The sequence below is a fragment of the Campylobacter majalis genome (assembly GCF_905120465.1).
Taxonomy (GTDB): Bacteria; Campylobacterota; Campylobacteria; order Campylobacterales; family Campylobacteraceae; genus Campylobacter_A; species Campylobacter_A majalis.
Map to the genome: position 1 here is coordinate 1 of NZ_CAJHOF010000026.1, position 14,230 is coordinate 14,230.

Below are 14,230 nucleotides of genomic sequence, written 5' to 3' on the forward strand. Positions count from 1 at the left end.
CTATGATTATGATGAAGAGGATGGAAAAGACTAATTGAGATGTTAAAACTTCGTTTAAAATTTCATCATAGTCACTCATGTAGTTTGCTGAGCATACTAGCCAGTTTGCTTGATCATATTTCTCGCACGCACCAACTTTTGTTTCACCTTTGTATTCATAAACAAAGCCGTTAGATAGATTCTTAGCATATGAATCTGTAAATGATTTAATAACACTAATATCATCTGGTGATTTTGACATAATTCTGTCATAGTTTTCGTGGTATATAAAGTAGCCTTTTGCAATATCGACTATTGAAACTTCGGCTGTTTTTGTGTCTTTTATTAAGATTAATTCTTTTTTAAGGTCATCCAGATAGATATCTACTGCTATCACACCTACAGTTTTGCCATTTATAATCAGTGCTTTTCCAATACCCATAGCATATTTGTTTGATGTAGTTGTCATATATGGCTCAAAATATACGATATCACCATTTCCCGCAGCAATTTGCCCATACCAAGGTCTTATTCTAGCATCAAAATTTTCTTTTGGTCCTTTGTGATACATGCTTGGATCTTTGCCTTTGGCGTTTTCGACACCTAGCATTTCTCCATTGTTAGCAAAACCTATATAAATTTCATCAACATCTGCTAAAAATGCCATTTTATTTAAGTCTTCTTTTAAAAGCTCTTTGTCGTTGATTAAATACGGATTGTTCTTAATATATCTTTCAAAACCTTCTAATGCTACGATTTTTGTTGCATAAAATTCTTCAACAAAAACTTTGGCTGATACAGATGATATCTGTTTAGAATCTATTGAAAGATCTACGATTGTCTCTTTTGATTTATTATAGCTTATGGCTGAAAAAACCAAAAAGGATACAGTAAGTAACAATAAAACAATTACTGCCAATTTGTTAGCAAGTTTTTGCATGATAGCGACTCCTTAAATAAAATTGATTTTTAATTATACTCACAAAACAACAAATATATTATAAATAAAAAGTAATCATAAAGGTGTAAAATAATATTGAGTGTCATTTGGTATGATAAAATTCCGCCCATATTTTGGGCGGAATGAGATGGTTTATTTAAAATCTCTATTTTTAACGTCTTCGTCTATTTGCAATAACCTAGCCGATGGAGGAGTAGCAACTAAACCATGATGTAGTTCAATTTTCTCAGGTGGATTAGGTAATGTAGCCTTTTGTGTTAAGGCTATATTTATGCCGTATTTGTTTAATGTGTTGGCAAGTATAGCTTGACCCTCTCTTGCTACGCTTTGGCATTGACCTGTGATTCTTGCTGCTTCTTGTGGTCCGTGGAAGCCATAGCTATTCTCACTAAATGCAAAGTCCCATCTAATGTGAGCTTTTCTATGAGCCCATAAAGCATCTTTTAATGCTTCAGAAATAGCAGCTTTTTGTTCTTTTGCCTCTAGTCCAGCAAAATCAGCATGTTTTGCTAATTCAGCACGAGCTGTATTTATGTCTTCAATTAATGCATGTAGGTTATTTTCACAATTTCTTAGCTCATATGCATGACGATTTTGGATGAATGAAATTCTCTCTTTTAAATCATCTTCACTTTGCATATGGCATGTTTTACAAGCTGCGGTTATATCAGCATATGGAGATTGAATAGTGTGAGTTGTAACCTTTGTCGCGCCAACTCTTTTGTATGGCATATGACAATCAACACAAGTTACACCGCTTCTAGCGTGAATACTTGTAGAGTGTAGTTCAGCTTCAGGGTGTTGCATTTTAATCATTTTAGCATCAGTTTGCTTATGACGATAATCAGCTACAAATTTGCCATTATCATGAACTTCATCAAAATATTCATCAAACATTTCGATTTTAAACGGCTCATCTTTTGGCCATTTTGTCCATGGGAAAACTAGATCGGCATTTAAACCAGGATAGTATTCAACGTGACATTGCATACAGACGTAATCTCTCATCTCAGCTCTTGTTGCTTTGATGCCTTGTTTTACATCAGCCTCGTATCCACGCTTAACCATTGCATTTACAAAGCCAGGGCGTGTAACACGCAAACTCATGTCATCTGGATGATGACAATCTGCACATGCAGAACCAAGATGTGAACCGCCAAATGCGTCCTCTCCATGTTTTTCAGCAACCATTTTCATAACGTCAAAATATGGAATAGAGTTCATTTTAGTCCATGCTAACTTTCTTTTTTCGCCATTTTCTTTATCAATGTCAAAAAAGCCCATTTCTAGTTTGCTTGATTCTGTTGGATTAACTTGCAAAATTTTATCATAATCAGGATCGTTCATGATGGCTGTAAGGTGACCTGTGTGACAATTGACGCAAAAGCCTGGCTGTCCTTGAAATGCAGGAAGTCCGTGAGCATTTAGATACTCTTTGTTGTTTCTCATAGTTTCAATTTGATCTATTTGAGAATAAAAGTGAAGTCTAGGTCTATTGTAATCAACTGCAAATGCATAACCTTGCCAGAAAGTTGTAGCAGCAGGCCATCTCATTAGCTTAGAATATGGCAATGAACCAGAAAAAGGTGTTTCAAAGAATATATCTTTCATAGCAACAGCATCATCATACTGAGTTGGGAAATTTTTACCCCATTCGCGAATATCTGGATTTGTATCGCTAACTTTGTTTAGCATTAAGGGATAATGCCTCTCTTGATTTTTTTTATCATTTATATCTGTAAAAAGTGCAAATAAGGCTGCACCAGCAATAACTGCCAAGATAAAAACGACACTATAAAGTAGTTTGTTTTTCATTTTTACTCCTTGTTGTTTTAATAGTTGTGTGCGTGACCGACTTGCCTATGGCAAGAGACGCAACTAAGTGATTCGTTTTGAGCTTCTGAGCCACCTGCTTGTTTAGCATGTACAGAAGGTGCTGCATAATCGCCGTGGCATTCAATACAATTTTGCTGTATGATACGTTTGCTTTTGGCGTTAGCAGTAAAAGGCACTGGATTATCTTTAGCGGTAAATGCATAACTGTGTCCTAATCCGCTTTGTGCTTTCATTATCCACTTGCCAATAAAATCATGTGGCAGGTGGCAATCACCACAGGTAGCGACATGCTGATGTCCGCCTTTTTCCCAGCTCTCATAAACTTGATTCATAACGTGGCAGTTTTTACAGGCTGCTGGATCGCTACTCATATATGAAAAGCCTTTTGCATATATGAACGTATAAATTCCATGCCCTAAAACAACACCAATGCTAATGATAAGAATAAGAGTAGCCAAAAAAAACGGCTGTTTTTTAGCATCTTGCGTAGCTTTCAAATAACCTCCTTTATAGATTGATTTACCAGATATTATCTAAAAAATATAAATAAAAAGTTGATTTATGTCAATAAATATAAACACATCATAAATAAAATAAAATGATGAATTTAACAATATATCGAGTTTGGCGTATTTTAGTAAAAATATTAATACTAAAAATTTTTAATTAAATAAAATTTTAAATAAAAACAAAGAAAGGTTTGATATGGTTTATTTTTAACAAAATTATAGTGAATACAATTTAGTAGCATGGATTTATTTTAAAATCATAAATGTTGTTTATGGTCTAAGTAGTGTAATACTTAGACCCATTGTGTTAAGTATATTGCGAAAATAGATCGTTTAACGCCTCGCTTATGCTTGGATGAGTAAAAATTTGATTAGACAAATCATTTGCAGTTGCTTTAAATTTCATGGCTACGGCGATTATGTTTATTATTTCATGAGCTTCTTCGCAATGAAAACTAGCACCCAAAATTTCACCACTATCAGTTTGCACAAATGCACGTAAAAAGCCATAGTCGTTGCCTAAAATTTTAGCATTTGGTACGTTTGATAGCAAAATTTTAAGCTCTTTTGCATTTATATTTTTTTCTTTAGCTTCGTTTAAATTTATACCAATTTTTGCGTAAGGAGTTTTGGTAAAAATAACCTTAGCATAAGGACTTTGATTGTTTAAATTTCGACATTTGTTGCCATATAGGTGCTGCCAAACGATGCGGTAATCATCAAGTGAAATATAAGTAAACATATCGCCACCCCTAACATCGCCTATGGCATAGATGTTTTCAATTGTGGTTTGTAAATGCTCATTTACTTTTATGCTGTTGTTTGTATTTGTTGATATGCCTATATTTTGCAAATTTAAATTTTTAGTATTTGCCTGTCTGCCAAGTGCGAGTAAAAATGCATCTGCTTGTAAATTATCATCATTAAAGTATATTTTATCGTCTTTGATACTTGAAATTTTAGCATTTTGTATGATGTTTATGTCTTGTTCTTTTAGCATGGTTAATATGCTTTCACGACTTGTTTCATCTTCGTTTTTTAGCAAATTTGAGCGAGATATAAGTGTGATTTTGCAACCAAAAGATGCCATCATGCTAGCAAATTCAATCGCAATAAAGCTTCCGCCAACTATCACTAAATGGCTTGGAAGTTTGTTTAAATTTAGTATATCATCGCTGTAATATACCATGTCTGAATCGATCTGAAAATCAGCCTTTACGCTTGTTGAACCGGTGTTTATGACTATATTTTTTGCTGTGATTTGTTCGTTGTCATCTAAACTTATGGTATTTTGATCGATTAGTTTTGCTGTGTTATTAAATATGGTTATGTTTTCGTGTGAGTTTAGCATGTCAAAATTTTTTTGACGAAGTGCTGATATAAGCTTGTTTTTTTGTTGCATTGACTGTGCAAAATAATTATCTTTGTCTGAATAAAATTTTGCTTGTTTGCTAAGTGCAAAAAGTTTTTTTGTAGGGATACATCCGACATTTATGCATGTGCCACCATACATATTTGAGTCTTTTTCTACAAGTGCTACTTTTTTGCCGATATTTGCAGCTTTTAGTGCAAGTGTTTTTCCGCCTTTGCCAAATCCAATGACAATTAAATCAAAATTTTTCATAATGTTTTCCTATTATATAATAAGTTGTTTCGTTGATTTTTTTAAGTAAAATTTTATTTTTAATACTCCAATTTTGTATGATTTGCTCAACTTGCTGTTTGATTTCTGGAATTGTTGCTACATTTTTTATCTTTAGCCTGTCTTCGCTGCTACTTAATGCAACAAAGCAAAGGTGAGATTTTAGATGATCATTTAAGGTAATGACGTCAGTTGGTTCAACGCCATCTGAGTTATTTAAAATACGCTTTATATGAGCGATATTTGCCTCATCTGTGTTGTATCCTAGTTGTGCCAAAAGTGCGTTGTAGTTCATTTTTGCTCCTTAAATTTGCAAAATTTTCATTTTGCGTGTTTATGTATTATAAGCAATAATAAGATAAAATAAGCTAAATTTTAAAGGGTGTTTATGAGAATTTTACTTTGTGTTTTTACTATTGTGTTTTTAGGTGGCTGTGTTTTTTTGCAAAAACAACCAATGGTGTATTATACAAACGACAAGGTAAATAGCATAGTAAAGGGATTAAACTACAAGCAAAATGGCGAGTATAAAAAGGCATTTGATCTGTTTTTAAGACAGGCAAATAATCAAAATGACTTAGCGATGTATGAGCTTGGATTATTGTATTTAAGTGGCAAAGGCACACAAAAAGACTTTGCTCAAGCGATGTATTATTTTACAAAAGCGGCAGAGTATGAAAATACAACAGCAATGATTGCTGCTGGACAGATGCATGAGTTTGGATTGGGCGTAAAAACAGATACTAAAAAAGCGTTGAAATTTTATGAGTTTGCTTCAAAATATGGCGATAAGACGGCTGATTTTTACATCGCATCGCTTTTTTTAGATAGTGGTGACGAAGAAAATGCAAAAATTTACTATCAAAAAGCATGTCAAAATGGCGTAAAAAACGCATGCGATATGATAGGGATGTAGATTTATTGATGCTTTAATACAACAATACTTTTTGCTTAATTTTACTCTTTAAATTTAATTAGACTTTGTTTTATAATAAATACGAGCAAAGCAGTTGTTTGGCATGATTGGCGAAATTTTATCTGCACTACAAACTATTTGCTTTAATACAAAAAGTGGCTTTATAAAGCTTGTTTAAATACATAAAATTATCCGTATAGCTTACTTTTTAGTGTCTAAAGCACGATTTGTTAAATTTGTAAGGTGCTTAAATTTGTGCTGTTGGCTTATATTTTAAGGCTGTACTAGCCAACAACATGCTTTTTGTTATTTGTGTGATTTAAATTAGTTTTTAAGCGATATCAATACCGCTTCGATCATCTTTTTTATATCGCCATCAAGTATAGCATCTGTTTGGCTATATGCTTCGCCACTTCTATTATCTTTTACTTGTTGGTATGGAAAAAGCACATATGAACGTATCTGATGACCCCAACCAATCTCGCTTTTTTCGATATTTGCACTTGTTTCTTGTTGTTTTAATAGCTCAAGTTCATAAAGGCGAGATTTTAGCATTTTCATAGCAGTTGCACGGTTTTTATGTTGGCTTCTATCGTTTTGACACTGCACGACTATGCCTGTTGGAGCGTGTGTGATGCGTATGGCACTTTCTGTTTTATTTACGTGTTGCCCTCCAGCCCCGCTTGCTCTATAAGTGTCTATTTTTAGATCTTTTTCGTCTATTTGTATCTGTATATCATCGTCTATTTCAGGGCTTACCATTACGCTTGAAAAGCTTGTATGACGGCGTCCAGCACTATCAAATGGGCTTGTTCTAACCAGTCTATGTATGCCATTTTCTGCTTTTAAATAGCCATATGCATTTTCGCCTTTTACGATAAAACTCACATCTTTTAATCCAGCCTCGTCGCCTTCTTGAAAGTCAAGTGTTTCGACTTTAAATCCCTCTCTTTCGCAAAATCTTAGATACATTCTATAAAGCATACTTGCCCAGTCGTTGCTCTCTGTTCCACCAGCACCAGGATGAATGCTAACGATTGCGTTTTTATTATCATCATCGCCGCTTAAAAGCATTGAAATTTCTAAGCTTGTGATATGGTCTTTTAAATTATTTGCATCGTCAAAAAGTGACTGTAGCGTTTCTTCGTCACTTTCTGAGTTTGCTAATTCATATAGATCTTTTGCGTCATTTACGGCATTTTGTGCTAAGTTAAATTTACTTAATATCGTATTTAACTTTGATTTTTCTTTACCGATTAATCCAGCTTTTTCGATATCTTGCCAAAAACTTGGATCATTTTGCATAACTGAAATTTCATCAAGTCTAGCCGAAATTTCATCAGGCTTTATAACGCCAGCGATGTTATTTACTTTCGTGCTTAATGTTTTTAAAAGTTCAGTGTATTCGTAATTATCCAAAATATTCTCCTAATATTTTATTTTCTTTAATAGTTTAATTGCAACTTAAATTTTTATAAAATTTTGCGTATTTTATCTATAATTTTATTTAATTAAGGTAAAATCACAAATTTTAAATCACAAAAAGAAGTAAAATATGAAAGTAATTAAAAGTGTAGATGAGTTACGTGAATATGTAGCTGGATTAAACGGTAGTATCGGGCTTGTGCCGACTATGGGAGCTTTGCATGAGGGGCATATGAGTCTTATAAAAAGAGCTGTGAGTGAGAGCAAAAATGTTATAGTTTCTATTTTTGTAAATCCTACTCAATTTTTGCCTGATGAGGATTTGCATAAGTATCCACGCAAAGAAGAGGCTGATATAAAAATATGTGAGCTATGCGGAGCATCGGCTGTGTTTATGCCAAGTGCTGATGATATGTATTTTGAAAATGAGCCTTGTGTGATAGCGCCGCCAAAATTTGCTAGTATTTTAGAGGGTAAAACTCGTCCAGGGCATTTTGATGGGGTTTTGCGAGTGCTAACAAAACTTTTTAATCTAACAAAGGCAAATAGGGCGTATTTTGGCAAAAAAGACGCACAACAGCTTTTGATAGTAAAAAATATGGTAAAAACTATGTTTTTAAATATTGAAATTATCGCATGTGAGATAATAAGAGAGAGTGATGGGCTTGCTTTATCTAGTAGAAATGCATATTTAAAAGAGATTGATAAGTGCAATGCTTTACGTTTATCAAGGTCGCTTTTTAATGCTTCAAATATGATTAAAAATGGCGAAACTGATGCGGCAAAGATAAAAGAGAGTATGCTAAATACACTTGAGCCATTAGAGGTGGATTATGTGGCGATAGTGGATAGAGAATTTAATGAAATTTCAAACATAAAGCTAACAGATACGATTATATTGGTTGCTGCAAAAGTTGGTAATACTCGCTTGATAGACAATATATGGATTTAAAATGAAGCTACATTTAATATCTCTTGGATGTAATAAAAATTTAGTTGATAGTGAGATAATGCTTGGCAGGTTAAAGATGTATGAGATTACGCAAGATCCAGCACAGGCCGATGTTATCATTGTAAATACTTGCGGATTTATTGCCTCGGCAAAAGAAGAAAGCATAAGAACGATACTTGAGATTGCTGATGTTAAAAAAGATGGCTCAACGCTTGTGGTTACTGGTTGCTTGATGCAACGATACCGTGATGAGTTGATGAGAGAATTGCCTGAGGTTGATTTATTTACAGGTGTTGGCGACTATGATAAGATAGATGAAATTTTGCTTAAAAAACAGAATTTATTTAGTCCAGATGTGTATTTGCAAAGCAGTGAAGAACGCGTGATAACAGGCTCAAACTATCACGCTTATATTAAAATTTCAGAAGGCTGTAATCAACAATGTAGCTTTTGTGCGATACCGACATTTAAAGGCAAGTTAAAATCGCGTAGCCTTGAAAATATCGTTGATGAGGTTAAAAATTTAGTTAAAAAAGGTTTTTATGATTTTAGCTTTTTATCGCAAGATAGTAGTTCATATATGCGTGATTTGGGCGAGAAAAAAGGGCTTATAAAACTTATAAAAGAGATAGAAAAGATTGATGGGGTAAAAAGTGCTAGAATTTTATATCTATATCCTAGCACAACTGATGATGAGCTAGTAGAGTGCATTATAAACTCAAAAGTATTTCATAATTATTTTGATATGCCAATTCAACATATTAGTGAAAATATGCTAAAGATTATGAGACGTGGTAGTAGCGAGGCTAGAATAATACAGCTATTAACCAAGATGAGAAACGCACCAAATTCATTTTTGCGAACTGGTATAATAGTAGGACATCCTGGCGAGAATGAAGATGATTTTGATAGGCTTTGTGAGTTTTTGAGTGAGTTTAAATTTGATAGAATTTCAGCCTTTGCTTACTCTAAAGAAGAGGATACAAAAGCCTATGACATGGTTCAAATACCAACTAAAATCATATCAAATCGTTTAAGCAAGATAGAAAAAGTGTTAAAAAAGGCTATTGATGATAGTTTTGCAAATATGCTTGAACGTGAGTGCGTGGTGAGCTTAGAGGGCGAAAGTAGCGAAGGCAAGATGTTTTATGGTGCGAAGCTTGATATTTGGGATAAGGATATCGATGGCGAGATACTCATAAACGAAAGTGAGATAAGTGATTTAAAAATCGGTGCAAGGTATATTTGTAAAATCACGCAAGTTCAGGGGCAAACTCTGCTAGGGACTATCATAAAAGAAGCCTAAATGATAATATGTGAAGATGAGCTAAGATCTGGTAGAAATTTATTAGCTTTTTCGCATGGTGTTGATAGCACGGCTCTTTTTTATATGCTTTTAGATTGTGATATAGCGTTTGATGTGGCGATTGTGGATTATAACGTCCGTAAGCAAAGCAAAGATGAAGTAAGCTCAGCTAAAGCTTTGTGTGAGAAATTTAATAAATCATGTCATGTTAAAAGCGTAGTTTTAGATGGTAGGAATTTTGAAGCCAATGCAAGAGATGTAAGGTATGAGTTTTTTAAGCAGCTCTGTTTTGAGTATAAATATACACATGTTATTTTTGCACATCAGCTAAATGATAGGCTAGAGTGGCTTTTTATGCAGCTTGCACGTGGAGCAGGGCTTAGCGAGATGATTGGTATGCAAATGATAGAAAAACGCAAATATTTTACTATCGTTAGACCACTTTTATCGCTCAGTAAAGATGAAATTTTAACGTATTTGCAAGAACGAAAGATTAAGTATTTTTTAGATGAGAGTAATGAGAGTGCTAAATTTACTAGAAATAAATTTCGTCTTGATTTTGCTACGCCGTTTTTAGCTGAATTTAGTAAGGGCGTGAAAAAAAGCTTTGAGTTTTTGCAAAAAGACAAAGAGCTTTTAATGCCTAAATTTCATTGCGTTACTCATGATTTTTATATAGTTCAAAACGATACAAATGCTATGCGTGGTGTAGATAAGGTGTGTAAAATTTTAGGCGTTGTTATGAGCGAGGCACAAAAATCAACATGTCTAAGTAATTGTGTTATAGGTGGCAAAATCGCAATTGGCTTAAACGCAGACAAAATTTACATAACGCCATATGTAAAAACCGCAATGAGTAAAAAATTTAAAGAAAAGTGTCGCTTGGCTAAAATTCCAGCCCTAAATCGCGGTTATTTATTTAGTATAAATTATGCTATTTAGTGCGTTTTATGGCATTTATTTTGCGTCTTATAAAAGCTATTTTGCTTAGAAGTGGTAAATTTTTAGGACAGTTTAACTCACACGCCATTAAGCTCACGCACCCATATACGCCGTTTTCATCGCCAACAATCTTATAAAAGTCATCATCTGTACGTTCATCTAGTGGATCCGTGCTGTATCTTGCTATCCTGTTTAGCCCATACGCTCCTACAAAATCCGCCCTTGCTATTGCCACGCCACAAGCAGCTATACATATACCGCACTCTATACATCTATCTAACTCAAACACGTCTTGACTAATTTGCGGCTCAACTCGCCTTTCTAGTTTTGAGTTTTGCGTGATCTTATCTGTGTGTAGCCAGTTTTGTATGCGTTTATTTACTGAGTTCATCCATTTATTTGTATCTACGCTTAGATCCTTTATGAGCTTAAAAACAGGTAGTGGCATTAGCTCAATTTCGCCGTTTTTATAATGACTTGTTAGGGTTTTACACGCTAATTTTGCCTTGCCATTTACTAGCATGGCACAGCTTCCACACACTCCAGCCCTACATACAAAATCAAAACTCAAATCAGCATCATATTTTGCTATAATCTCACTTAGTGCTACAAACAGCGTCATTTTTGGCGTTTCATCTATCTCAAAGCTTACAAAATGCGGTTTTGAAATTTTACTTTGCGGATTGTGTTTAAAAACTCTAATCGTTATTTTTCTACTCATATCCTACGCCCACTCTCTCGTTTGGTGCTTTAAATTTTTCATCTAGCCTAAAAGGCATGATAGCATCTTGTATCTCATAGCGATTTTTGCCTTGTGCTTTTAACTCTTTTGTTATCTTTTGTATCTGTTTCTCTCTTTTGTCGCTATCTTGATGTTTTGTAACGCCACCACTTTCATATCCACGCTCTTTTGGAGCTATCTCCATGCTCATTATGTCTAAAATTTCATAGCTTATTTTTGGCTCATTTTTATCTGTATCGTAGCTAAATAGCGTTTTGTTTAAGAAATTTTTATCATCTCTTTGTGGATAATCACTTCGCTTATGAGCCCCACGACTTTCTTTTCTATTTAATGCCCCCATTGCAACACAAAGTGCTATTTTTAGCATTTTATCTAGCCTATAAGTCTCTTCTAGTTCTGGATTGATCCCATGGCTTTTGCTTGTTATTTTTATATTTTTGGCTCTTTTTTGCAAGGTTTTTATCTCATTAACCGCTTGTTTTAATCCAGTCTCGTCTCTAAAAATTCCAACTCTCTCCCACATTATTTCGCCAAGTATTGATTTTAACTCATGGACGTTTTCATTGCCTTTATTTTCTAGCATATTTTGTATTTTTAAACCCTCTTGTTTTAAAATTTGTAACACGAAATTTTCATCCACTACATTTTTTGTTTTTTGGCAAAATTTTATTATCTCATCGCCCACTATCATACCAGCAACCACCGTTTCAGCCACGGAGTTACCGCCAAGTCTGTTAAATCCATGCAAATCCCAACAAGCCGCCTCTCCGGCACTAAATAACCCTGTTATTTTTACACTCTCTCCGCTTGGCTTAGTTCTTAATCCGCCCATGCAAAAGTGTTGCATTGGCATAACTGGAATGTATCCTTTGCATCTGCCATTTTCATCTATACTAGTATCAGTTACATCAATATCGGCAAAATTTTTACATATCTCTTTAACGTCTTTTAAATTTTTATCAATATGCTCTTTGCCCAGCATCGTGATATCTAACCATACGTGTTTGCCATGTATGCTATCTACGCCTTTAGCACGTTTTATGTGCTGCATTATTCTTGCACTTACTACATCGCGACTAGCTAAATCTTTGTGTCTTGGCTCATACTCGCTCATAAATCTCACACCATCAACATCTCTAAGCACACCACCATCGCCCCTGCAACCCTCAGTTAGCAATATCCCGCTAGGCACCAATACTGTTGGATGAAATTGCACTGCTTCCATATTTGCTAGTGTCGCTCCAGCCTCATATGCCATGCCTAGACCAGAGCCATCGCAAATTACGGCGTTTGTGCTGTGTTTGTAGATGCGTCCATATCCGCCAGTTGCGATTAATACGGCTTTAGCTGTATGAGCGACCAGCTCTCCGCTTATTAAATTTCTAGCTACAACGCCTTTGCATACGTCATCATCACATATTAGTTTAATCGCTTCAGTTCTATCTAAAATTTCAACATCGTATTTTAATAGTTCGTTTGCAATAGCATATAACATGCTATGCCCTGTCGCATCAGCTGTATAGCATGTGCGCCATTTTGTTGTAGCTCCAAAATCACGTGCATTTATAAGTCCGTGCGATGTATTTTTCTCTTCTATCGTGGTTTTTTGTGCGTTTATGATAATATCTTTTTTGCCAGCACTTACTCTGCTCCATGCTACCCCCATATTTGCTAACTCCCTAACAGCTTTTGGCGCTGTTATGGCAAACATTCTAGCTACTATTTGATCGCATCCCCAATCGCTTCCTATAACCGTATCAGCAAAGTGCAAGTCCTCGTTATCTCCTTCTCCCATTGTGCTACTAGCTAGACTTGCTTGCATACCGCCTTGTGCTGCACATGAGTGTGAGCGTTTTGGTGGGACTAAGCTAAGCACTGTTGTTTTTAGCCCAGCTCTTGCACACTCTAGTGCCACTCTTAGCCCAGCTAGCCCAGCACCAACTATCAAAACATCGCTATTTTTTATACTCATTTTTTGACTTTGAAAGATAGATGTAGGCTATAAAACCCAAAGCAAACATTAAAATTGATAGGATATGTCCCATTGTAAGGTTTAAAGCGATAAAGCCTAGATTAAAATCAGGTTCTCTAAAAAACTCACAAATAAATCTCATAATCGCATAAAGCATTGCATAAATGGCGATTAATTCACCTTGAAATTTTGCTTTTTTGCGGTAAAAATATAGTATCACAAATATCACAAGCCCTTCTAAAATGGCTTCATAAATTTGACTAGGATGTCTTAAGGCACCAAAAGCGTATATGCCCCAAGGCACATCCGTAACGCGACCAAAAAGCTCTTGATTTAAGAAATTTCCAATGCGTCCAAAAAAATAACCAAGCGGTATTGACAATGCACAAAGATCAAGATATAGCCATAGATTTTGCTTATATCGTTTGCAATACCACGCTGTTGCGATCAAAAATCCAACAACTGCACCATGATAACTCATGCCTCTTATGCCTACAAACTCGCCGTTATGAAATGGATTGAAAATTTGCCATGGTTGAGTAAGATAATACATGCTCTCACCAGAGTATATAAAGATATAGCCAAGTCTAGCACCAAGTATTACGCCAACTTCAACCCAAAAAAAGTAATTATCAAGCTGAGTATTAGAAATAGGCATTTTGTCCTTTTTGACAAAAAATTTTCCAAGCCAAAGTGCAACAAGTAATGCTAGTACATACATAATGCCATACCAGTGGATATTTAGACCAAATACGCTAAACGCAACTGGATCAAAATGTAGATAAATTTCGTTTATTTTATTCATGGTTTCTCTTTAAATTTTTTCGTGATTTTACAAAATACACACTTAAATTTAAGAAAACACCATATTATAATATAAGTTAATATAAGCAATCACCCCCAAACCCACCACAAGCTTAGGGATGATGTAGTGTTAATTAAAAGCGTTTAGTTCTAACTTCTGCAACTATCTCTTTAGCCATGCTATCTACTTCAGATGTTACAGCATTAGTTGTCATAGCTATTTGAACATTTTGTTTAGTTAAGT

Annotated in this window: 13 protein-coding genes; 4 read left to right on the forward strand and 9 right to left on the reverse strand. The window is 34.7% G+C overall.

Going from position 1 to position 14,230, the window contains the following annotated elements:
• The 5 genes from LQU93_RS09280 to LQU93_RS09300 all read right to left on the reverse strand — a co-directional run.
• The coding region (locus tag LQU93_RS09280; RefSeq protein ID WP_229933605.1) for a cache domain-containing protein at nt 1–919 on the reverse strand (919 nt) is incomplete at its 3' end.
• Nucleotides 920–1,072: 153 nt separating this feature from the next.
• Nucleotides 1,073–2,755: an ammonia-forming cytochrome c nitrite reductase subunit c552 gene (locus tag LQU93_RS09285; protein WP_229933606.1), complete on the reverse strand. Its 1,683-nt coding sequence runs from the start codon at nt 2,753–2,755 to the stop codon at nt 1,073–1,075.
• A 17-nt stretch (nt 2,756–2,772) separates the two neighbouring features.
• Nucleotides 2,773–3,273, reverse strand: a complete 501-nt coding sequence (nrfH, locus tag LQU93_RS09290) for a cytochrome c nitrite reductase small subunit (RefSeq protein WP_229933607.1) — start codon at nt 3,271–3,273, stop codon at nt 2,773–2,775.
• A 319-nt stretch (nt 3,274–3,592) separates the two neighbouring features.
• Nucleotides 3,593–4,909 carry a dihydrolipoyl dehydrogenase family protein gene (locus LQU93_RS09295; protein WP_229933608.1) on the reverse strand — a complete coding sequence of 439 codons (1,317 nt, stop codon included), beginning with the start codon at nt 4,907–4,909 and terminating at the stop codon, nt 3,593–3,595.
• The gene (locus tag LQU93_RS09300; RefSeq protein ID WP_229933609.1) at nt 4,896–5,222 is read right to left on the reverse strand and encodes a type II secretion system protein; all 327 of its coding nucleotides are present in this window, start codon (nt 5,220–5,222) and stop codon (nt 4,896–4,898) included. Before LQU93_RS09300 ends, LQU93_RS09295 begins: the two co-directional genes overlap by 14 nt.
• A gap of 93 nt (nt 5,223–5,315) precedes the next feature.
• Here LQU93_RS09300 and LQU93_RS09305 point away from each other — a divergent pair, with 93 nt between their 5' ends.
• The gene (locus tag LQU93_RS09305) at nt 5,316–5,843 is read left to right on the forward strand and encodes a tetratricopeptide repeat protein (RefSeq protein ID WP_229933610.1); all 528 of its coding nucleotides are present in this window, start codon (nt 5,316–5,318) and stop codon (nt 5,841–5,843) included.
• A gap of 324 nt (nt 5,844–6,167) precedes the next feature.
• Here the strand turns inward: LQU93_RS09305 and prfB are convergent, their stop codons facing one another.
• Nucleotides 6,168–7,262 (reverse strand): peptide chain release factor 2, encoded by a 1,095-nt coding sequence (prfB, locus tag LQU93_RS09310; RefSeq protein WP_229933611.1) that lies wholly within the window; start codon nt 7,260–7,262, stop codon nt 6,168–6,170.
• A gap of 136 nt (nt 7,263–7,398) precedes the next feature.
• Here prfB and panC point away from each other — a divergent pair, with 136 nt between their 5' ends.
• From panC to tilS, 3 genes are read left to right on the forward strand one after another with little or no spacing between them, the layout of a single operon-like run.
• The gene (gene panC / locus LQU93_RS09315; RefSeq protein ID WP_229933612.1) at nt 7,399–8,220 is read left to right on the forward strand and encodes a pantoate--beta-alanine ligase; all 822 of its coding nucleotides are present in this window, start codon (nt 7,399–7,401) and stop codon (nt 8,218–8,220) included.
• Between the two features lies 1 nt (nt 8,221).
• On the forward strand, nt 8,222–9,526 hold the full coding sequence (gene rimO, locus LQU93_RS09320) for a 30S ribosomal protein S12 methylthiotransferase RimO (RefSeq protein ID WP_229933613.1): 1,305 nt from the start codon (nt 8,222–8,224) through the stop codon (nt 9,524–9,526).
• Nucleotides 9,527–10,468 carry a tRNA lysidine(34) synthetase TilS gene (gene tilS / locus LQU93_RS09325; protein WP_229933614.1) on the forward strand — a complete coding sequence of 314 codons (942 nt, stop codon included), beginning with the start codon at nt 9,527–9,529 and terminating at the stop codon, nt 10,466–10,468.
• Here the strand turns inward: tilS and LQU93_RS09330 are convergent.
• The 3 genes from LQU93_RS09330 to lgt are packed head-to-tail and all read right to left on the reverse strand — an operon-like array spanning nt 10,461 to nt 13,987.
• A complete protein-coding gene (locus LQU93_RS09330) occupies nt 10,461–11,189 on the reverse strand; it encodes a fumarate reductase iron-sulfur subunit (RefSeq protein WP_229933615.1) in 729 nt (242 codons plus the stop codon). The genes tilS and LQU93_RS09330 overlap by 8 nt on opposite strands.
• Nucleotides 11,182–13,182, reverse strand: a complete 2,001-nt coding sequence (locus LQU93_RS09335) for a fumarate reductase flavoprotein subunit (protein ID WP_229933616.1) — start codon at nt 13,180–13,182, stop codon at nt 11,182–11,184. Before LQU93_RS09335 ends, LQU93_RS09330 begins: the two co-directional genes overlap by 8 nt.
• Complete coding sequence (gene lgt, locus LQU93_RS09340; RefSeq protein WP_229933617.1) at nt 13,166–13,987, reverse strand: prolipoprotein diacylglyceryl transferase; 822 nt, start codon at nt 13,985–13,987, stop codon at nt 13,166–13,168. The genes LQU93_RS09335 and lgt overlap by 17 nt, the downstream gene beginning before the upstream one ends.
• Nucleotides 13,988–14,230 lie beyond the last annotated feature (243 nt).

What these genes read in the sequence shown, in the direction of transcription:
- LQU93_RS09305 (WP_229933610.1), top strand. Translation starts at nt 5,316, where the DNA reads ATGAGAATTTTACTTTGTGTTTTTACTATTGTGTTTTTAGGTGGCTGT.
- rimO (WP_229933613.1), top strand. Translation starts at nt 8,222, where the DNA reads ATGAAGCTACATTTAATATCTCTTGGATGTAATAAAAATTTAGTTGAT.
- tilS (WP_229933614.1), top strand. Translation starts at nt 9,527, where the DNA reads ATGATAATATGTGAAGATGAGCTAAGATCTGGTAGAAATTTATTAGCT.
- panC (WP_229933612.1), top strand. Translation starts at nt 7,399, where the DNA reads ATGAAAGTAATTAAAAGTGTAGATGAGTTACGTGAATATGTAGCTGGA.
- lgt (WP_229933617.1), bottom strand. Translation starts at nt 13,987, where the DNA reads ATGAATAAAATAAACGAAATTTATCTACATTTTGATCCAGTTGCGTTT.
- LQU93_RS09300 (WP_229933609.1), bottom strand. Translation starts at nt 5,222, where the DNA reads ATGAACTACAACGCACTTTTGGCACAACTAGGATACAACACAGATGAG.
- LQU93_RS09285 (WP_229933606.1), bottom strand. Translation starts at nt 2,755, where the DNA reads ATGAAAAACAAACTACTTTATAGTGTCGTTTTTATCTTGGCAGTTATT.
- LQU93_RS09330 (WP_229933615.1), bottom strand. Translation starts at nt 11,189, where the DNA reads ATGAGTAGAAAAATAACGATTAGAGTTTTTAAACACAATCCGCAAAGT.
- LQU93_RS09295 (WP_229933608.1), bottom strand. Translation starts at nt 4,909, where the DNA reads ATGAAAAATTTTGATTTAATTGTCATTGGATTTGGCAAAGGCGGAAAA.
- LQU93_RS09335 (WP_229933616.1), bottom strand. Translation starts at nt 13,182, where the DNA reads ATGAGTATAAAAAATAGCGATGTTTTGATAGTTGGTGCTGGGCTAGCT.